Below are 18,877 nucleotides of genomic sequence, written 5' to 3'. Positions count from 1 at the left end.
CGCCCGCCGCATCATTCGGCCGCTCCGTCTTCGGGCGCGGATCCGTTTCAGCCGGGGACGCGCCTAATCCAGCGGCTCGCCGTTAAACTGCGCTTCGCGCTGCAGAAAATCCCGCAAAGGCGCGTAGACCGGGGACGACCAAAATTCAGCCCTTGCCGTCAGCTCGGCGGCATCGTCCCGGGCCCGTTCCAGCACCTCGAAATCCTCCGCCAGATTGGCGATCCGGAACTCGGGCATCCCGCTCTGCTTCGTTCCGAAAAATTCCCCGGGGCCGCGAAGCTCCAGATCCCGCCGGGCAATCTCGAAGCCGTCGTCCGTCTCCGTCATCGCCTTCATCCGCTCCTGGCCGGTTTCCGACTTCGGGTCGGCAATCAGCACGCAGTACGACTGGTGCTCGCCTCTTCCGACGCGCCCGCGAAGCTGATGCAGCTGTGACAGTCCGAACCGGTCCGCGTCCATCACGACCATCAGCGTCGCGTTCGGCACGTCAACGCCGACTTCGATGACCGTGGTCGACACAAGCACCGCCGTCTCTCCCCTCGCGAACGCATCCATCGCCGCCTCCTTCTCCGCCGCCGTCATCCGGCCGTGCAGCAGTCCGATGCCGAGCTCCGGCAGCGCCTGGCGAAGCTGGGCATGCAGATCGATCGCATTTTGGACGTCCAGCTTCTCGGACTCCTCGATGAGCGGGCAGATAAAAAAAGTCTGCCGTCCAAGCTGCGCTTCGCGCCGGATCAGCCCGAGCACGCGGTCCATCTTGTCGTGCTTGACCCAGTAGGTCAAGATCGGGAGCCTGCCTTTCGGGCGCTCGCGAATGGTCGACACGTCCATGTCCCCGAACATCGTAATCGCCAGCGTCCGCGGAATCGGCGTCGCCGTCATCGACAGCACGTCGGGATTCATGCCTTTGCGCCGCAGAATGCTGCGCTGCTGAACCCCGAAGCGGTGCTGCTCGTCCAGCACGACAAGCCCCAGCCGGCGGAAATGAACATCCTCCTGAATGAGCGCATGCGTGCCGATCACGATGTCGATCAGCCCCATTTGCAGTCCGGCGATGACATCCCGGCGCTTGCGCTCGGTCAGGCTGCCGGTCAGCAGCGCAATTTGAATGCCGTACGGTTCGAACAACTTGCCGAGCGACCGGGCGTGCTGCTCCGCCAAGATTTCCGTCGGCACCATCAACGCTCCCTGGCACCCCGCCTTCACCGTCGCATAGAGCGCCACCGCCGATACCACCGTTTTTCCCGACCCGACATCGCCCTGCAGCAGCCGGTTCATCGCATAAGGCTGCCGCATGTCGCGGGTAATCTCATTGATCACTTGCTTCTGCGAATCGGTGAGCTCAAACGGCAGCCCGGCCGCAAACGCCCGTATGTCCTCGCTGTCGATCTTGTGCGCGATGCCGTCCGGCTGTTTCCGGTTCATCGCCCGATAGGCCTGCAGCTTCAGCTCGAACAGAAAAAGCTCCTCGTACACCATCCGCCGGCGCGCTTCCTGACCGGCCTGCGTATCCTCGGGTCTGTGAATGCGCAAAATCGCCTCGCGGCGCGGCAGCAGCTTGTACCGCTCGATCAGCTCCGGAGGCAGCAGCTCGGGGATCATCGCTCCGTACTGGTCCAGCGCCTGCCCGATCCGCTGCCGCATCCACGCCTGCGTCAAGCTGCCGCCGACGGAATAAACCGGCTGCAGCGTGCCCGACTTCGCGTTCCGGCGATCCGGAAACTCCGATTCCGCCACCGTGATTTGCCGGCGCCGCTGATCCCATTTTCCCGTCAGGACGATCTCCCGCCCCAGTTCGAGCTGATCCTTCAGGAAGGCGCGGTTGAACCAGACGGCCGTCACGATCATACCTTCGATCGCCACGCGGCACAGCAGCCTCGACTTGCGGCCATAACGTTGCAAGGACGGCAGCGTGGCGATCGTCCCCCGCACCGTCACCTTCTCGCCGTCCTTGACTTCGGATAGCGAGCGGATCCGGTAATCCTCGTAGCGGAACGGATAGTATTCGAGCAAATCACCCACCGTATAGATGCCCAAGGCGTGCAGCTCCCCCTCTTTCCGGGCGCTCACGCCTTGAAGTCGTTTGATCGGAATCGAAAATAAAGATGAAGACATGTCCGAACCCTTCCCCGTCAAGCTCGCGTTTCCTGTCCGTCCAAGGAAGCGGATCTGACGAACAATCCCACGGTGCCCGGTCCGGCGTGCGTGCCGATGACCGGCCCGATCTCCGAGCGGAAAAACCGGCGGATGTCAAAACGCTGTTGCAGCATGCCGATCAACTCGTCCGCCATCGCCGTATCGCCCGGCGTCACGACTGCGGTCAGTTGCAGCGGATTCGCGCCGAATTCCGCTTCCAGCATTTCGGCAATCCGCGCGAACGCGCGCTTCTGCCCTCTCGCCTTGTCGAGCGGAGTGATGACGCCCTCGTCGTCAATCGTCAAAATCGGCTTGATGTTCAGCAGCGTGCCGAACAGAGCCGAAGCCTTGCCGATCCGGCCGCCCTTGTGCAAATATTCGAGCGTATCGACGAGAAAATACAGCTTCGTCTCCTTGCGCATCCGCTCGATCCGGTCCACGATATCCCGTACGGACGCCCCCCGGCGCGCCATCTCGGCCGCCTCGACGGCCAGCATGCCGAAGCCGTAGGAAGCGGACTTGGAATCGATGACGGTCACGTCCCCCTCGCCTTCCAGCATCGACTTCGCCAGCAGCGCCGACTGATACGTTCCGCTGAACGCGGACGAAAGATGAATCGAAATCACCGGACGCCCCGCCTGAACGTGGCGGCTGAAGACCTCATAGAAATCGGCGGGCGAGGGCTGCGAGGTTTTCGGCAGTTCGCTCGACGCCTTCAGCTTTTCATAAAACTGCGCAGGCTGAAGATCGACGTTGTCGAGATACGACTGCTCGCCGAAATGGACTTTTAACGGAATCATATCAATGCCAAGCCGTTCCCGGACATCGCGGGGAATATCCGCCGTGCTGTCCGTCACGATAGCCGCGTTCATCGGCAATCCTCCATTATGGTCAAAAATATGGTCAAAATTTGCGGTTCTTCCTAATCCGACTCGATCATAAACCAATAAGGATACAAAGGCTGGCCGCCCTCGTGCCGCTCGATTTCCGCCTCCGGATACCGGTCTTCGAGCCAGGCGAGCAGCTCTTCCGTAACGGATTCTTCGGCGCCTTCGCCGGTCAGAATCGTGACCACCTCGTCGCCCGAAGCGATCAGGTCCGCAAGCAGCTTGCGGCAGGCTTCGCCCAGATCGTCGGCGGCCGCCACGATCGTCTTGTCCTTGATGCCGATATATTGGCCGCTGCGAATATCGACGCCGTCCATTCGGGTGTCGCGCACCGCCCGCGTAATCTGCCCCGTGGCGACCCGGTCGATCGCCTGCAGCATCCTTTCCTTGTTAAGCGATGCGGAGTCCTCCTCCCGGAAGGCGAACATGGCGGCAAGCCCCTGGGGAACGGAGCGCGTCGGGATGACCGTGACCGGACGATCCGCCAGCCCCGCGGCTTGCTCGGCGGCCATCAGAATGTTGGCGTTGTTCGGAAGAACGAACACATGTTCGACCGAGAGCGAGCGGATCGCCTCCAGCAAGTCTTCCGTGCTCGGGTTCATGCTCTGCCCGCCGTTGATGACAACGTCGACGCCGAGGCTGCGCAGCAGATTCCCGTTGCCCTCCCCCGCGCTTACGGCCACGACGCCGAAAGCCGCGATTTCGTAGGCGTTCGGATGGGGCGCTTGTCCGGGCGGAAGCCTATCCGCGCCGAACGGGTCCTCCACCGCGGGAACGCCGGAGGCGGCTTCGACGCCAAGCGCTTCTCCCCAGGCTCCCGGCCGTTCTTGTTCCGTCTCCGCCCGCGGACGTTCGTCCGCCGGCCGAAGCAGGTCGCGGTGCTGATCCCGCATGTTGAGAATATGAAGATTCGTCAATTCCCCGTAGGCGAGCGCCGCGTTCAGCACGTCGCCGGGACGGCGGGAGTGCACGTGCACCTTGACGATGTCTCCGTCGTCGATCAGAATGATCGAATCGCCGTCCTTCTCCAGCTCCTTGCGGAAAGCGGCCTCCGAAAAACGGCTTGATGCGGAAGCCGTCTTGCGGATAAAAAACTCCATATCGTACGGAAAACGAATCGACTCCGTGTCGATTTTGGACTGGGCCGATTGCCGGACCGCCGCGGACGAGCCGGGCGCGAACGCGCCGGACGCGGCCCGGAAATCCGCCGACCTGCCGCCCGCTCCGGACACGTGCGCGCCGCCTTCCCGGCCGCTCTCCGGAGCGGACGCGCCGGACCGCAAATAAGCCGCAAATCCTTCGTAAAGATAAACAAGCCCCTGGCCGCCGGAATCTACGACGCCGACCTGCTTCAGCACGGGAAGCATATCGGGCGTGCGCGCGAGCGTTTCCGCCGCCTTGTCGCGCACTTGCTGCATCCACTCGCCGATATCCGCCGTCCGGCGGGCCAGGGCAGCCCCATGGCGCGCCGCCTCCCGGGCGACCGTCAGAATCGTCCCTTCCACGGGCTTGACGACGGACTTGTAAGCGGTGTCAACTCCCTGCTGCAAGCCGGCGGCGAACAGGGGCACTGTCAATTCCCGCTGCCCCGCCACCGCCTGGGCAAACCCCCGGAACAACTGGGAGAGGATGACGCCGGAGTTCCCTCTGGCCCCCATCAGCAGGCCTTTGGACAACACCTCCGCGGCACGTCCGATTTCGCTTTGCGGCTTCCGCCGAAGCTCTTCCGCGCCGGCTTTCATCGTCATGCTCATATTCGTTCCCGTATCGCCGTCCGGCACGGGAAATACATTCAGTTCATTGACTTGCTCGGCATGCCTCGCAAGATGGTCCGAACCTGCCAGCACCATGGCCGACCAGTCCGCTCCGTTCAAGCTGCGTCTAGTCAAATGTAAATTCTCCTTCCAAAGATACGATCGGCTTATCGGGGTGTTCGCTTTCTCCGGTCGTGTCCTAGCGGTTTACGCGGACGCCTTGAACAAAAATGTTGACATAATCGACCTTGAGCCCTACCACTTCATCCAACACGTATTTGACCTGCGTCTGAATGTTATGTGCAACTTCCGAAATTTTGGTTCCATAGCTGACAATCACATACAGATCCAAATGCAGTTGCTCGCCTTCGCGTCGAACTTCGACACCGCGCGACAGATTTTCCCGACCGAGCAATTCGGCGATCCCGTCTTTCAGTTGCTTGCGGGAGGCCATCCCCACCAATCCATAACAATCCAACGCCGCCGAACCGGCAATAACGGCGATCACTTGATCCGAGACGTTGATTTTTCCGTTTTCGTTCGCCAGTTGCATGGGCATGGAAATTCCTCCTTCAAGCCTATTGTGGATCATAACCCATTTTACTATAAAAAAAGTTCGGTTTGAAGCGAATATGATCGATTGCAACGCCACATGGCGTATGCTATGATAGGGAAGTGTTTGCAAGGTCTTCGGCAGGGAGGTGGAGTTTGAAATGGCACGCAAATGCTTCTTGACGGGCAAACGTCCGGGATCCGGCAACCATGTGTCTCACGCCAACAACCATACCCGCCGCACTTGGGGGGTTAACGTTCAAAAAGTGCGCATTCTGGTGAACGGTAAACCGAAACGGGTTTACGTCAGCACCCGCGCGCTCAAATCCGGCAAAGTGACTCGCGTATAATCGGCCTGCATACGGCTCATGACAAAAGCACCTGGTTCCAGGTGCTTTTTGTTGTCGTTAGGCGCTATTTTATAGGGTATGCGGACGGGTGCCGGCAAAGCCGGCGCCTCCCGGGGACGTTGGCGTTCCCGGCGAGGCGTCAGTTTTTCTGGAACGTGTTCAGGATCGCTTTGACAAATCCGCCCAAAAACTTAGGCAGCTTGATGGTGTAAAATTTCATCCTTCCACCCTCCTCCGGTCCCTTCGCGGCAAAGCAGACGTTGGTCCGCGCAGCGGCGGTCGATCCGCAGTGCGCACGCTGTTGATACCATTGTATGCAGCCGCCGCATTGTCCTATACCGGGAACGGAGGCGGTTTTTCAACTTTGGGCGGACCGCCGCAAGGCCGAAATCGCCGCGGCGCGATCCTTCTGCGAGAAGATCGAATTGCCGGCAACCAGCACCCCGGCCCCGTTCTCCGCAACCTGCTTGGCCGTCTCCGCGTTGATCCCGCCGTCGACCTCGATATGGACGTGAGACAGCCCGCGGGCATCAAGCGTCTCGCGAAGCGCGCGGATTTTGGCGAGCGTGGCCGGAATGAACGCCTGGCCGCCGAAGCCCGGATTGACCGTCATGACCAGCACCAGGTCAACGTCTTCGAGCACGTAATCCAGCACCGAAATCGGCGTGTGCGGATTCAGGGCGACGCCGGCCTGAAGGCCGAGCTCGCGGATCGCATGCACGGTTCTGTGCAGATGGACGCAGGCCTCCGCATGAACCGTAATCCGGTCCGCTCCCGCCTGCACAAGATCGGCAAACAGCCGCTCCGGCGTGTGAACCATCAAATGAACGTCAAAGGGAAGCTTCGTATACGGGCGGACCGCCGCCACGACCGGAGGCCCGAACGTCAAATTCGGAACGAACTGGCCGTCCATAATATCGATATGTATCCAGTCCGCTCCGGCTTTTTCCGCTTCCCGGATTTCCTCCCCGAGTCTGGCGAAATCCGCCGACAGAATAGAGGGCGCAATAATGGCCATCGCTTAGTACCTCCGTCGATTCTCTTTCCACTCCGTCATAAATTCAAGATAATTCGCATAGCGGCTCTCCGCGATTTCGCCCCGCTCTTTGGCGGCGAGGACGGCGCACCCCGGCTCGTGCACGTGGGTGCAGCCGCGGAATTTGCAGCCCTCGGCAAGCTCCCGGAACTCCCGGAAACAGGAGCCGATCTCATCGACGCCCAGCTCCGCGAAGTCAAGCTGGCTGAAGCCCGGCGTATCCGCGACGTAGCCTCCGCCCGGAAGCGGCACCAGTTCGACATGCCGCGTCGTGTGGCGTCCCCGCCCGAGCTTTTTGCTGATTTCGCTCGTTTCCAGCTTCAGCCCCGGAACAAGCGCGTTGAGCAGCGACGACTTGCCGACGCCGGACTGCCCCGCGAACACGCTGATCCGTCCGGAGAGCCGACGCTTTAGCTCTTCGATACCTTCCCCCCGCCTTGCGCTCGTCACAAGCGACCCGTAGCCGATCGATTCGTACAACTGCCGGGCCGCTTCGACCGACTCGACGATGCGTTCCCGGTCCGGTTCCCCGTCGGCGGCATCGAACTTCGTAAAGACGATCAGCGCATCCAGGCCGGCGGATTCGGTATGAACCAAAAACTTGTCAAGCAGAAGCAAATTCAGATCGGGATGAACGACCGAGAAGACGAGCACCGCCAGATCGACGTTGGCGACCGGCGGACGGACCAGCTCCGTCGAGCGGGGCAAAATCTCGTCTACGATCCCTTCGCCGTTCTCGGTTTCGCTGAACTTGACCCGGTCGCCGACCAGCGGAGAGACGCCCCGCTTCTTGAAAATGCCGCGGGCGCGGCATTGAACCGGGTCTCCGCCTTCGTCGGGCCGAACGTAATAATAACCGCTAAGCGCCTTAATAATCATGCCTTCGGGCATGGACGATCCCCTTTGCTCATGGCTAATCTCCCTGTGTTTCATCCGTATCCGGCGTATCGGATTCTCTATCCTTATCCTTATCTTTATCCTTATCCCTGTTCCTGTCTCGATCCGGCTCGCCTGCCGAAGCCTGCGGGCCCTCCGAATAGGACGGGTCGACGGTAAAGGACGACGTCTGCGTATCCTCGTACGGAATGGGAATATCGGCCAAAAATTGGTCGTCCCGGTAAACCGTGATTTTCCCCTGCTTGCTCGGCGACAGCACCAGCGTCACCGGAAACGTCTCCGTTCTGGTGATCTTTTGGGTCCCCCACTCGATATTGTCGCCGCGCGCATCCGAGTAAACGATGCGGATTTTGCTTTGGACGCCTTCCGCCGCAGGGGGAACGGTCACGTTGTACGTGATCGTCTTCGCATCGGCCGGGTAGCCGCTGCTGACCCAGATCTTCACTTCCGTTCCGGCTGTGACCATCTCGTTCTGCTCGGTCGGAAGCTGCTTGAACACCTTGTTTTCCGTCGTGTAGCTGGGCTCGTAAATAATGTTTTCCTTCGGCAGCACCAGATCCTTCTGCATAATGGCCGCCTTGGCCTCGCTGAGCGTCATGCCGATCAGGTTCGGCATGAGGAACGATTCCTCGCCGAGGCTGACCGTCAGCTCGATCGTATCCGTCTCGGGATTAAGCTCGGTTCCTTCTTCCGGCGACTGATCGATGACGGTGCCCGGATCGCTTTTGTCGTGCGTTTCGTTTTTGGCGATCTTGTCCCGGTCGAAGCCCAGACCGACCAGCCTTTCCACCGCCTCGTCATAGGACTCGCCCTCGACCTTCGGCATTTCGACCAGCTCCGGTCCGCTGCTGACCGTCAGCTCGATGACCGCGCCCTTCTTGACCGCCATGTCCTGCTTGTTTTGCTTGATGACGACGCCCGGATCGTAGTCGGAGCTGGGCTCGGTCGCCACCTGCCGTCCTTCGAGACCGGCGTTCTCCAGCATTTGCTGGGCTTGTTCCAGCGGATAGCCGACGACGGTGGGAACCTCCACGTCGTCCGGGCTCAACTGCCCTCTTAACGTCATAATCGCCCAAATGAGGATGCCGATGAGCACAACCGACAGCACGCTGAGCACGGTCGGCATCACCCAGCGCCGCTTCGGCTCCTCCTCTTCTTCCTCTTCCTTGGGCTCCGGCTCCTTGCGGGCGGCCGTTTCCTGTCCCGACATCCGCATCTCCGGCTTCAGCGCCGGAATCGCCCGCGTTTGCTCCTCTTCTTCGTCCTCGTCGCTGTCGAACGACAAGGGCGGTTCGTTCAACCGTTCCGGCAAAAGGCACGTTTCCAGATCGGCCAGCATCCGCTTGGCCGATCCGTAGCGTTCGTGCGGATTTTTGCGCATCGCCCGAACGATGATATTTTCCACGCTTTGCGGGATATGCGGGTTGACGAGCCGCGGCTGCTCGAACGGCTCCTGAAGATGCTTGAGCGCCACGCTGATCGGGCTTTCCCCGAGAAACGGGAGCCGCCCCGTAAGCATCTGGTAAAGGACGATGCCGAGCGAATAAATGTCGGATTTCTCGCCGGTGGCTACGCCCTTGGCGTGCTCGGGCGAGAAGTAGTGCACCGATCCGACGACGGAGCCCGTCTGGGTGATGGTCGAAGAGGTAACCGCTCTGGCGATGCCGAAATCGGTCACCTTCACCCTGCCGTTGTTGCCGATAAGAATATTATGAGGCTTGATGTCGCGATGAATGATTTGGTTTTGGTGCGCGTGGTCGAGCGCGTCGCAAATTTGCGACGCGATGCGCACCGCCTCCTCGACCTGCAGCGGCGCCCGTTCGCGGATGATTTCGTTCAGGTTGTGGCCGTTCACGTATTCCATGACGATATAGTGCACGTCATCTTCTTGCCCGACATCGTAGATGCTCACGATATTCGGATGCGAGAGCGACGCCGCAGCCTGTGCTTCTCTGCGGAAGCGGCGGACGAACTCGTCGTCGTGCATGAATTGCTGCCGGAGCACTTTTACGGCAACGTACCGGTTCAGCAGATTGTCCTTCGCTTTGTAGACGAGCGCCATACCGCCGCCGCCGATTCGGTCGAGCAGCTCGTACCGCCCTCCCAGCGTATGACCGATCATGACGCGCCTCCTTCCGCATCGTCGTCTGCTCCGTAATCAATGAGCGCAACCGTAATGTTGTCGTCGCCTCCGGCGAGCAGCGCGAGCGTGATCAAACGCTCCGCAATCTGATCCATATCGGCTCTCGGATCCTTCAGCGCCTCGAGAATCAGCCTTCTTTCCACCAGCGAGCTAAGCCCGTCGCTGCACAAGAGAAGCCGGTCGCCGCGCTGCCAGTCGATCCGGCTGACGTCGACGGCTACGTCCCGGTCGGTGCCCAGCGCCCGGGTCAGCACATTGCGGCGGGGATGGTTGGCGGCCTCCTCCTCGCTCAACTGGCCCGACTTGGCCAATTCGTTCACGAGCGTGTGATCTTCCGTAAGCAGCTCGAGCTCCCCGCCGCGCATCCGGTACGCGCGGCTGTCGCCGATATGGCCAATCATGGCGGCCCGCTCGTTGGCCAGGGCAAGCACGACCGTCGTGCCCATATTGGACCATTCCTCATTGCCGGAGGCCATCTCGTAGACCGCCAAATTCGCCTTGCGGACGATCTCCCTCAGCCGCTCGGCGCTTGTCTCCGAGGAAAGATCTTCGTTCCATGCGGACAAGGACTGCGTCAGACTGTCGATCGCAAGACCGCTGGCCACGTCCCCGGCCTTGTGGCCCCCCATGCCGTCGGCGACCACCGCCGCCGTGATGCCGTTTTCGAGCTTGCCGGTCCAGGCCCGGTCCTCGTTGACCTGCCGGACTTTGCCTACATGACTGCGCCATGCCGTCCTCACACCAATCACCTCGCCTGGGTCTCCATGTGCTTCGCCCGCAATTGGCCGCAGGCCGCCGCAATGTCATGACCTTGCTCTCTGCGAATCGTCGCATTGATCCGGTTGCGGACCAGAATGCGATGAAACTCGAAGATATCGTCCCGCGGCGTGCGCACGTAATTCCGCTCCGGCACGTAGTTGACCGGAATCAGGTTGACGTGGCACAGCATGTTCCGAAGCACCTTGCTCAGCTCCTCCGCATGCTCGGGACGGTCGTTGACCCCGCCGATGAGGGCGTACTCGAACGTGATTCTTCGTCCTGTCTTCTCGATATAATAACGGCAAGCGTCCATCACTTCGCTGAACGGATACCGGCGATTGACCGGCATCAGCTTGGATCTCAGCTCGTCGTTCGGCGCATGAATCGAGACGGCCAGATTGATCTGGGTATTCTCATCCGCGAACCGGAACATGTTCGGAACGATGCCGCTTGTCGACACCGTAATGTGGCGCTGTCCGATATTCAGCCCCTTCGGGTGCGTCATCAGCCGAAGGAACGTCATCGTCGCCTCGTAATTTTCGAACGGTTCGCCCGAGCCCATGATGACGATGCTGGATACGCGCTCGTTTTCCGGGTCGAGCAGCTTCTGCGCCTTCACGACCTGCGCGACGATCTCGCCCGGCGTCAAATTCCGCTTCAGGCCGCCCAGCGTGGACGCGCAGAACGTGCAGCCGATCCGGCATCCGACCTGCGTGGTAACGCAGACGCTGTTGCCGTAATTATGGCGCATAATGACCGTTTCGATCGCGTTGTTGTCGTGCAGCCCGAACAGAAATTTGACGGTTCCGTCCTTGGACTTCAGCTTCGTAATTTCCGTCAGCGTCACGAACTGGAACGTCTCGGCCAGCTTCTGCCGGAGCCTTTTGGGCAAGTTCGTCATTTCCTCGAAGGAGTCGACGCGCTTGACATAAAGCCAATCGAAGATTTGGCCCCCGCGAAAAGCGGGTTCCCCCTGCTCCTTTACCCAATCCTGCAGTTGTTCAAGCGTATAGTCGTAGATAAAAGGTTTTTCAGGTTTGTAATTCAGCCTGTCGGCCAAGCTTAACGTGTTTGTTTGCTTATCCACTTTGTCACCACCATTCCTTACATTTTAACATAGACGCCTGCAGGGCCGAAAGCGAACGGACGCTTTCTGAGCCTATGTTAATCTTCGGATCTTCGCAGTCTGGCGATAAAAAAACCGTCGCTGCCGAACTGGTCGGGCAGAAGCTGCAGCATGCCCTCGAACCCGTCCGTCAGCACCCCCGCTTCGCGCAAAGGGCGCGCCGCTTCCTCCGGCCAGCCGGGATCGAGCGAGAACCCGGGCGCGTTCGCCAGAAACCGCCTGACCGTCTCCTCGTTTTCCTCTTTCGCGATCGTACAGGTGCTGTATACCAGCGTCCCGCCCGGCCGCACCAGGGCGCTCACGCGCTCAAGCAAGCTGCGCTGCAGCGCGGCGAGCTCCGCGATATCCTCCGGCCGCTTGTTCCATTTGATCTCCGGTTTGCGCCGGATGACGCCGAGCCCGGAGCAGGGCGCATCCAGCAGCACGACGTCCATGGAACCGGCCGCAAAACGGCTCGGCAGCTCCAGCGCGTCCGACACGACGGTCCGGATCGAGGCCAGCCCGAGCCGCTCCGCCTGCTGTGCGATCAGCGCCTCTTTATGGGCGTGGATATCGTTGGCGAACACTTCGCCGCTGTCGCCCATCCGCTCGGCCAGATGCGTCGTTTTGCCGCCCGGAGCGGCGCAGCAGTCGAGCACGCGCATACCCGGACGCGGATCGGCGACGGCGGCGACGAGCATCGAGCTCTCGTCCTGGACGGTCAGCATGCCGTCCCGGTACCACGGCGTCGCCGCCAGATTGCCCGAGCGGACGGCGACGATGCCGTCCGGCGAAAGCGGCGACGGCCGCACGTCCAGCCCGGCCTCGGCCATCTCGGCCAGCAGCCGGCCGCGGTCCGCCCGCAGCCGGTTGACCCGGGCGGAAGCGTGCGGCGGCTCGTTGCCCGCCGCGCAGAGCGACTCCGTCCGCGCGGCGCCGTAGGCGGCCAGCCAGCGCTCCACCAGCCAGCGCGGGTAGCTGTGCGCGAGCGCGATCCGCTCCGCTTCCGAAAGCCCGGCCGGCAGAACCGGCTTCACGCCGTCCCGCAGCAATCCCCGCAGCACCCCGTTGACCAGCCCCGCGATTCCCGCATGGCCGCGCCGCTTGGCGATGCGGACCGCCTCGTCGACGACCGCATGCGCCGGCACGCGGTCCAGCCAGCAAAGCTGATAATAACTTAATCTGAGCAGGCTGCGGACCCACGATTCGATTTTGTCCGGCCAGCCTTTGACCTTGCCCGCAAGCACGAAATCGATCGTCTTCAGCCGCTGAATCGTGCCGTAGACGATCTCGGTCGCCAGCGCCGCGTCCGGCTTGGACAGACCGGCTTTCGCAAGCGCCCGGTTCAGCTCCAGGCCGCTGTAAGCCCCGTCCCGGTCCACGCGCGTCAGTACGGCCAGCGCCGCTTCGCGCGGACCGCCCGGTCCCGGCTTCTGCGCGCCTTCCCGCTTGCCCGGCCGCTGCGCCCGATGCGCCTTGCCCGGCCGCTGCGCCCGATGCGCCTTGCCCGATTGAATCCTCCCGTTCGCTTGCTGTCCGTCCAAACCCGGCACCTCCATTTCGGTTGGCCTCGTCGGCCACCGCCATCGTAAAATCGTATAAACCTCTCGGTTTGCCCGCACACGGAAAAACGGCGCCCGATTTAACCGAGCGCCGTTCCGGGGGCGATGCGCGCCCCTCTGGCATACTCCGCGGCGGGCAGCCTTTTTTTGCCGGCCGGCTGCACCTGCGTCAGCACGATGCTGCCGTCGCCCGTCCGCACCCGGATGCCTTCCGCGCCCGCGTCCAGCACCGTTCCCGGCTTATGGCTTGCCCACTGCGCGGTCAAACGGCCGTCCGCTTCCTGCGGCGCGCGGCACCCCCATATTTTGAACACTTCGCCGTTCAAATACGTAAATGCCCCTGCCATCGGATACAATCCCCGGACTTGGTTGAAAATCTCCCTCGCGGTCCGGTTCCAGTCGATCCGCTCGTCGTCCCGGGTCAAATTCGGCGCGTACGTCGCCTCCGATTCGTCCTGCGGGATGCGCGGCGCGGAGCCGTCGACGAGCCTCGGCAGCCATTCGGCCAGAAGCGCCGCGCCCGCCTCGCTGAGCTTTTCGAACATCGAACCCGCCGTGTCCTCGTCCGTAATCGGCACTTCGACCTTGGCGATCATATCGCCGGTGTCGAGCCCTTCCGCCATGTACATGAGCGTAACGCCCGTCACCCGTTCCCCGTTCATGATCGAACGCTGGATCGGCGCTCCTCCGCGGTAGCGGGGCAGCAGCGAGCCGTGCACGTTGACGCAGCCGAGCCGCGGCAGCTCGAGCACCGCCTTGGGCAAAATTTGTCCGTACGCCGCCGTTACGATCAGATCCGGAGCCAGCTCGGCGATGGCCGCAACGGCTTCCGGCGTCCGCAGCTTTTCCGGCTGCAGCACCGTAAGCCCCCGCTCCAGCGCAAACACCTTGACCGGCGGGGGCGTCAGCTCGCGCTTGCGGCCTTTGGGCCGGTCCGGCTGGGTGACGACCGCAACCACGTCCAGACCTTGATCGAGCAGCGCCCGAAGCGAGGGAACCGCAAAATCCGGCGTTCCCATAAACAATACTTTCATTTCTTATTCTCCGTCCTCTTCCGCCTTGCGCGCCTCGTACACCGATTCGGCAATATCGATAAACAGCACGCCGTTCAAATGATCGACCTCATGCTGGAACGCGCGCGCCAGCAAACCGGTTCCTTCGTATTGGACCGGGTTGCCGTAACGGTCCTGACCGCGGATGACAACCTTGTTCGCCCGGCGCACATCCCCCTGCAGCCCCGGTATGCTGAGGCATCCTTCCGGACCGAGCTGCTCGCCCTCTGCCGATACGATTTCAGGGTTGACCAGCTCGATCAATCCGTGCTCTTCGTCCGCATCGACGACGATGACCCGTTTCAAAATGCCGATCTGGGGCGCGGCGAGGCCGACCCCGTTCGCATCGTACATCGTGTCCGCCATGTCGTCCAGCAGCTTGTGGAGATTCGAATTGAACTTGGTAACCTCCTGAGCCCTCTCCCGCAGCACTTCGTCGGGGTGTTTGACGATCAATCGAATCGACATGAGTTCATCATTCCTTTTTAACCAGACTGGCGTTGCAAATGCCTAAAGCATCATCTGGGGATCGACATCGACGCTGACCTGCACGCCGTGTTTTTTGGCGGCGCCCGTCAGCTCCAGAAGCGTTTGCGCCGTCCAGGCATGGGCGTCAACGTCTTCTCCCCGATATTTTACCATACATTGAAAACGGTAGCGATCTTTCAGCCGCGGAATAGGCGAAGCGACGGGCCCGAGCACTTCAAAACGCGGATATTCCCCGCTCCCCGCCCTTGCCGCGCCGGCCGCTTCCGCGCGGGCGCGCAGCCTCGACGCGAACATTTCCCCCAGCGACAGCAGCAGCGGCACCTGCTCGTGCGCAAGCGTGATCGCGATCAGCCGGCCGTAGGGCGGATAGGCCATCAGCCGCCGGTGCCGCAGCTCCTCGCGCGCAAAGGCGGCGTAATCGTGATGCTGCGCGGAGGCAATCGACAAATGTTCGGGCTCGTAGGTTTGAATGATCACCTCGCCGGGCAGCTCGTGCCTGCCGGCCCGGCCCGCCACCTGCGTCAGAAGCTGGAACGTTCGCTCCGGCGCGCGGAAATCCGGCAGCCGCAGCGCGGAGTCCGCCGCCAGCACGCCGACCAGCGTCACGTAGGGAAAATCCAGCCCCTTGGCGACCATCTGCGTACCGAGCAGCACGTCGGCGCGGCGTTCCCGGAACGCCGTGAGCCATTTTTCGTGCGCGCCTTTTTCCGAAGTCGTGTCCACATCCATGCGGATGACGCGAATGCCCGGGAACGCGAGCGCGAGGGCTTCCTCGACCTTCTGCGTGCCGGTTCCGAAAAACCGGATATGCGCGCTCCCGCAGGAAGGACACGCTTCCGGCTCCCGTTCCGCATAACCGCAGTAATGGCAGCGCAGGTTGCGCGATCCGCGGTGGTACGTCAGCGCGATGTCGCAGTGCGGGCATTGCGCCGTGTAGCCGCACGAGCGGCACATGACAAACGTCGAGTAGCCCCGCCTGTTCAGCAGCAGCACGGTTTGCTCCCCTTTTTGCAGACGGTCGGCCAGCTTCTCCTTGAGCAGGTTGCTGAACATTGCCCGGTTGCCCAGGCGCAGCTCCTCCCGCATGTCGACAATCGTCACCTTCGGCATCGGCCGGTCCGCCACCCGTTCCGGCAAACCGATATATACGGGGCGCACGTCCGTCTCGGGGCGGGTTTCCGGATATTTCGCCGCGGCATACATCTCCATCGAAGGCGTCGCCGATCCCAGCACGACGGCGGCTCCGTGCCTTCTCGCCCTTTCCGCCGCCACGTCGCGGGCGTGGTATTTCGGGCTCTCCTCCTGTTTGTAGGAGGATTCGTGCTCTTCGTCGATGACGATCAGCCCGATCCGCCCGAACGGCGCGAAGATCGCCGAACGGGCGCCCACCGCCACCCGCGCGCGGCCTTCGCGGATTTTGCGCCACTCGTCATAGCGTTCCCCGTTCGACAGCCGGCTGTGCAGCACCGCGACCCAATCGCCGAACCGGCTTTTGAAGCGTTCCACCATCTGCGGAGTAAGGGCGATCTCCGGCACGAGCACGATCGCTTCCTTGCCTTGCGCCAGCGCGCGCTGAATCGCCTGAAGATAGATTTCCGTCTTGCCGCTGCCCGTCACGCCGTGCAGCAGAAACACGCCGCCGCGTCCTTCGTCGACCGCCCGCGCGATGGGCGCGAACGCCGCCGCCTGCGCTTCGGTCAGCCGCATCGGCGCGGACGGCTCGAACGCGCGGTCCGCGTACGGATCGCGGTTTGCGGCGACGGCTTCGAGCGCGACGTACCCTTTGTCCGCCAGCGCCTTGATGGTCGAAGCGGTCGTTCCGACCGCTTCGGCAAGCTTCTGCTGGCCGATCGGCTCCGGATGGGCCAAGAGATACGCGATCGCTTCCCGCTGCTTGACGGCCCGAAGCGGGATGGACGCAAGCGCTTCGCGCAGCTTGTCCTCCCCCGGCGGAATGACGGTCAGCACTTTTTTGACCGACAGGCGGTCTTCCACTTTTTGCCGTTCCGTCAGTTTTCCCTGCTTAAGCCACCGTTTGACCGCGTCCGCGGCGCCCGGGAACTGGCGCGCAAGCGAAGACAGCTTGAGCGGGGCCTGGCGCTGCAGCGCGGCGATCAGACCGGGGTACGCCCGCCGGTCTTCTTCCGTCCACGCCGCATCCGGCGCGGGCGCGATGTATTTCTCCGTCTTGCCTTTGAGGGCGGACGGAAGCATCGCCTGCAGCGCCACCGAAAGCGGGCAGAGCCAGCGGCGGCTCATCCACTCCCCGAGCTCCACCAGTTCCGGGGAGAGCGGCGGCACCGGATCGAGGACGTCCTCGACCGGCTTGAGCCGGCTTGGGTCGATCTCCGCGCCGGCCGGGCAGGCGACGACGATGCCCTGCAGCAGCCGCCCCCCGAACGGAACGGCAACGCGGCTGCCCGTCTCGATCCAATCGGCGAGATGGTCCGGAATCGCGTAATCGAACGGCCGGTCCGCATCCCGGCTGGGCACGTCGACGATGACCCGGGCCACCTTCATCGGGACGGAGCCTCCCGCGCGTCGGCCGCAGAGCCCGGCCAGTCCGGGCGGGACGCCGCAATCCGCCAGATCCGCTCGGCTACAGAGCGCTTCGATTGCAGCGGCAGCGACTCCACCAGGCCTTCCTTTCCGTACACGCGGACGATGTTGGTGTCGACGCCGAACCCCGCTCCGGCCTGCGTCACGTCGTTGGCGACGATCAGGTCGCACCGCTTGCGCCTCAACTTGTCCAGCGCGTGCTTTTCCACATCGTCCGTTTCCGCCGCAAACCCGATGACAAACGGCGCCTTGCCCGCGCGGCCCGCTTGCTGCTTCCAATCCCCGATCGCCTGAAGAATGTCCGGATTGCGAACCAGTTCCACCGTCATCGTCTCCGACCCTTTTTTCATCTTCCGGTCCAGCGTATGCTTCGGCCGGTAATCGGCGACCGCGGCCGCCTTGACGATCGCATCCGTCGCCTCCAAGCGCTTCATCACCGCCTCGTACATGTCCTCGGCCGACTGCACGGGAACCAGCTCCGCCCCCGCAGGCGGGGTTCCTTCGGTGCGCGCGTAGACCAACGTCACCTCGGCGCCCAGCAGAAGCGCGGTCTCGGCGAGCGCAAAGCCCATTTTGCCCGACGAATCGTTGGTGATGTAGCGGACGGGGTCAAGCCGCTCCACCGTTCCTCCGGCCGTCACCAGGACGCGCTTGCCCGCCAGCGGCTTGTCCGCGGCCAGCATCCGCAGCACGGCCTCCGCGATATCGTCCGGTTCGGCCAGCCGCCCCTTGCCGACGTAGCCGCAGGCGAGCTGTCCCGTTCCGGGCTCGACGAACCGGACGCCCCGCCTTGCCAGCGTCTCCATATTGTGCACGACGGCGGGATGCTCCAGCATGTGCACATTCATCGCCGGCGCGACCAGCACGGGGGCCGTCGTCGCCAGCAGCGTCGTGCTCAGCATGTCGTCCGCGATGCCGTTGGCCATTTTCCCGATGATGTTGGCGGTAGCCGGAGCCACAACGACAAGGTCGGCGGCGTCCGCCCAATCGATATGCTGCACCTTCGACGGGTCCCGCTCGTCGAACGTATCCGTAGCCACCGGATGACGGGACAGCGTCTGCAGCGTCAGCGGGGTGATGAAGCGGGTCGCGCCTTCCGTCATGATGACCCGGACGCTCGCGCCCAGCCCGACAAGCCGGCTGCACAGCGCAGCGGCCTTGTAGGCGGCGATGCCGCCGGTGACGCCGAGAACGATCGTCTTTTCCGACAGCGGCTGATTCATGGCGGTCCCTCCTTTCGGCCAAATCGCCGGACCGTCCGGCCCAACGTTCCGCCTTTCTGACGATCCCTTTGACAACTGTTTGGACAATGGCCCGAATCGCGCAAAAAAACAACCGCGAGGGTTGTTTTTTTCATTCGTTCTCCGATTCGGCTTGCTTTGCGGCGCCTTCTTCCGGTTGAGCCGTTTCCACGCTAATCAGATCGTGATAGATTTCCTCCAGCGCCACGCCGACGAATTTATGCGATTTGGGCGAGAGCAATTGCGACGGCTTGCCTTCGCGCAAGGCCCTGGCTCGCTTGGAGGCCGCGACGACAAGCGTGTACTTGCTGTCTACTTTCCGCACCAATTCATCAATAGAAGGGTAAAGCATGCA

General features: G+C 62.4%; 17 protein-coding genes. 1 reads left to right on the top strand and 16 read right to left on the bottom strand.

Annotation, left to right across the window (positions count from 1 at the left end; translation table 11 throughout):
* Positions 1-63: 63 nt before the first annotated feature.
* The 4 genes from recG to F560_RS0100150 all read right to left on the bottom strand — a co-directional run bounded on the left by recG (position 64) and on the right by F560_RS0100150 (position 5,336).
* Complete coding sequence (recG, locus tag F560_RS0100165) at positions 64-2,115, bottom strand: ATP-dependent DNA helicase RecG (protein WP_026298009.1); 2,052 nt, start codon at positions 2,113-2,115, stop codon at positions 64-66.
* A 17-nt stretch (positions 2,116-2,132) separates the two neighbouring features.
* The gene (locus F560_RS22105; RefSeq protein ID WP_019003661.1) at positions 2,133-3,008 is read right to left on the bottom strand and encodes a DegV family protein; all 876 of its coding nucleotides are present in this window, start codon (positions 3,006-3,008) and stop codon (positions 2,133-2,135) included.
* Between the two features lie 50 nt (positions 3,009-3,058).
* Positions 3,059-4,912, bottom strand: a complete 1,854-nt coding sequence (locus F560_RS0100155) for a DAK2 domain-containing protein (protein ID WP_026298008.1) — start codon at positions 4,910-4,912, stop codon at positions 3,059-3,061.
* Between the two features lie 64 nt (positions 4,913-4,976).
* Positions 4,977-5,336 carry an Asp23/Gls24 family envelope stress response protein gene (locus tag F560_RS0100150; protein WP_019003659.1) on the bottom strand — a complete coding sequence of 120 codons (360 nt, stop codon included), beginning with the start codon at positions 5,334-5,336 and terminating at the stop codon, positions 4,977-4,979.
* A 154-nt stretch (positions 5,337-5,490) separates the two neighbouring features.
* On the opposite strand from F560_RS0100150, the gene rpmB reads away from it, so the two are divergent.
* Positions 5,491-5,679, top strand: a complete 189-nt coding sequence (rpmB, locus tag F560_RS0100145) for a 50S ribosomal protein L28 (protein WP_019003658.1) — start codon at positions 5,491-5,493, stop codon at positions 5,677-5,679.
* A gap of 139 nt (positions 5,680-5,818) precedes the next feature.
* Here rpmB and spoVM read toward each other — a convergent pair whose 3' ends face one another.
* The 12 genes from spoVM to rpoZ all read right to left on the bottom strand — a co-directional run bounded on the left by spoVM (position 5,819) and on the right by rpoZ (position 18,874).
* Complete coding sequence (spoVM, locus tag F560_RS22100; protein ID WP_010345573.1) at positions 5,819-5,899, bottom strand: stage V sporulation protein SpoVM; 81 nt, start codon at positions 5,897-5,899, stop codon at positions 5,819-5,821.
* Positions 5,900-6,037: 138 nt separating this feature from the next.
* Positions 6,038-6,697 carry a ribulose-phosphate 3-epimerase gene (gene rpe, locus F560_RS0100135; protein WP_019003657.1) on the bottom strand — a complete coding sequence of 220 codons (660 nt, stop codon included), beginning with the start codon at positions 6,695-6,697 and terminating at the stop codon, positions 6,038-6,040.
* Between the two features lie 3 nt (positions 6,698-6,700).
* Complete coding sequence (rsgA, locus tag F560_RS0100130) at positions 6,701-7,606, bottom strand: ribosome small subunit-dependent GTPase A (protein ID WP_019003656.1); 906 nt, start codon at positions 7,604-7,606, stop codon at positions 6,701-6,703.
* A gap of 22 nt (positions 7,607-7,628) precedes the next feature.
* Complete coding sequence (pknB, locus tag F560_RS0100125) at positions 7,629-9,734, bottom strand: Stk1 family PASTA domain-containing Ser/Thr kinase (protein WP_019003655.1); 2,106 nt, start codon at positions 9,732-9,734, stop codon at positions 7,629-7,631.
* On the bottom strand, positions 9,731-10,495 hold the full coding sequence (locus tag F560_RS0100120; RefSeq protein WP_019003654.1) for a Stp1/IreP family PP2C-type Ser/Thr phosphatase: 765 nt from the start codon (positions 10,493-10,495) through the stop codon (positions 9,731-9,733). Before F560_RS0100120 ends, pknB begins: the two co-directional genes overlap by 4 nt.
* A 5-nt stretch (positions 10,496-10,500) precedes the next feature.
* A complete protein-coding gene (gene rlmN / locus F560_RS0100115) occupies positions 10,501-11,601 on the bottom strand; it encodes a dual-specificity RNA methyltransferase RlmN (protein WP_019003653.1) in 1,101 nt (366 codons plus the stop codon).
* Between the two features lie 77 nt (positions 11,602-11,678).
* The gene (gene rsmB / locus F560_RS0100110) at positions 11,679-13,178 is read right to left on the bottom strand and encodes a 16S rRNA (cytosine(967)-C(5))-methyltransferase RsmB (RefSeq protein WP_019003652.1); all 1,500 of its coding nucleotides are present in this window, start codon (positions 13,176-13,178) and stop codon (positions 11,679-11,681) included.
* 83 nt (positions 13,179-13,261) lie between these two features.
* A complete protein-coding gene (fmt, locus tag F560_RS0100105; RefSeq protein WP_019003651.1) occupies positions 13,262-14,215 on the bottom strand; it encodes a methionyl-tRNA formyltransferase in 954 nt (317 codons plus the stop codon).
* A 3-nt stretch (positions 14,216-14,218) separates the two neighbouring features.
* Positions 14,219-14,701, bottom strand: a complete 483-nt coding sequence (def, locus tag F560_RS0100100; protein WP_019003650.1) for a peptide deformylase — start codon at positions 14,699-14,701, stop codon at positions 14,219-14,221.
* A 42-nt stretch (positions 14,702-14,743) separates the two neighbouring features.
* Complete coding sequence (gene priA / locus F560_RS0100095) at positions 14,744-17,242, bottom strand: primosomal protein N' (protein WP_019003649.1); 2,499 nt, start codon at positions 17,240-17,242, stop codon at positions 14,744-14,746.
* Positions 17,239-18,504 carry a bifunctional phosphopantothenoylcysteine decarboxylase/phosphopantothenate--cysteine ligase CoaBC gene (gene coaBC / locus F560_RS0100090; RefSeq protein WP_019003648.1) on the bottom strand — a complete coding sequence of 422 codons (1,266 nt, stop codon included), beginning with the start codon at positions 18,502-18,504 and terminating at the stop codon, positions 17,239-17,241. The genes priA and coaBC overlap by 4 nt, the downstream gene beginning before the upstream one ends.
* Before the next feature lie 130 nt (positions 18,505-18,634).
* The gene (gene rpoZ, locus F560_RS0100085; RefSeq protein WP_019003647.1) at positions 18,635-18,874 is read right to left on the bottom strand and encodes a DNA-directed RNA polymerase subunit omega; all 240 of its coding nucleotides are present in this window, start codon (positions 18,872-18,874) and stop codon (positions 18,635-18,637) included.
* Positions 18,875-18,877 lie beyond the last annotated feature (3 nt).

This window comes from Cohnella laeviribosi DSM 21336 (assembly GCF_000378425.1).
GTDB lineage: Bacteria > Bacillota > Bacilli > Paenibacillales > Paenibacillaceae > Cohnella > Cohnella laeviribosi.
This window is presented reverse-complemented; position numbering and strand designations above follow the sequence as displayed.

What these genes read in the sequence shown, in the direction of transcription:
- recG (WP_026298009.1), bottom strand. Translation starts at nt 2,115, where the DNA reads ATGTCTTCATCTTTATTTTCGATTCCGATCAAACGACTTCAAGGCGTG.
- F560_RS22105 (WP_019003661.1), bottom strand. Translation starts at nt 3,008, where the DNA reads ATGAACGCGGCTATCGTGACGGACAGCACGGCGGATATTCCCCGCGAT.
- F560_RS0100150 (WP_019003659.1), bottom strand. Translation starts at nt 5,336, where the DNA reads ATGCCCATGCAACTGGCGAACGAAAACGGAAAAATCAACGTCTCGGAT.
- rpmB (WP_019003658.1), top strand. Translation starts at nt 5,491, where the DNA reads ATGGCACGCAAATGCTTCTTGACGGGCAAACGTCCGGGATCCGGCAAC.
- spoVM (WP_010345573.1), bottom strand. Translation starts at nt 5,899, where the DNA reads ATGAAATTTTACACCATCAAGCTGCCTAAGTTTTTGGGCGGATTTGTC.
- rpe (WP_019003657.1), bottom strand. Translation starts at nt 6,697, where the DNA reads ATGGCCATTATTGCGCCCTCTATTCTGTCGGCGGATTTCGCCAGACTC.
- rsgA (WP_019003656.1), bottom strand. Translation starts at nt 7,606, where the DNA reads ATGCCCGAAGGCATGATTATTAAGGCGCTTAGCGGTTATTATTACGTT.
- pknB (WP_019003655.1), bottom strand. Translation starts at nt 9,734, where the DNA reads ATGATCGGTCATACGCTGGGAGGGCGGTACGAGCTGCTCGACCGAATC.
- rsmB (WP_019003652.1), bottom strand. Translation starts at nt 13,178, where the DNA reads ATGGAGGTGCCGGGTTTGGACGGACAGCAAGCGAACGGGAGGATTCAA.
- fmt (WP_019003651.1), bottom strand. Translation starts at nt 14,215, where the DNA reads ATGAAAGTATTGTTTATGGGAACGCCGGATTTTGCGGTTCCCTCGCTT.
- def (WP_019003650.1), bottom strand. Translation starts at nt 14,701, where the DNA reads ATGTCGATTCGATTGATCGTCAAACACCCCGACGAAGTGCTGCGGGAG.
- priA (WP_019003649.1), bottom strand. Translation starts at nt 17,242, where the DNA reads ATGAAGGTGGCCCGGGTCATCGTCGACGTGCCCAGCCGGGATGCGGAC.
- coaBC (WP_019003648.1), bottom strand. Translation starts at nt 18,504, where the DNA reads ATGAATCAGCCGCTGTCGGAAAAGACGATCGTTCTCGGCGTCACCGGC.
- rpoZ (WP_019003647.1), bottom strand. Translation starts at nt 18,874, where the DNA reads ATGCTTTACCCTTCTATTGATGAATTGGTGCGGAAAGTAGACAGCAAG.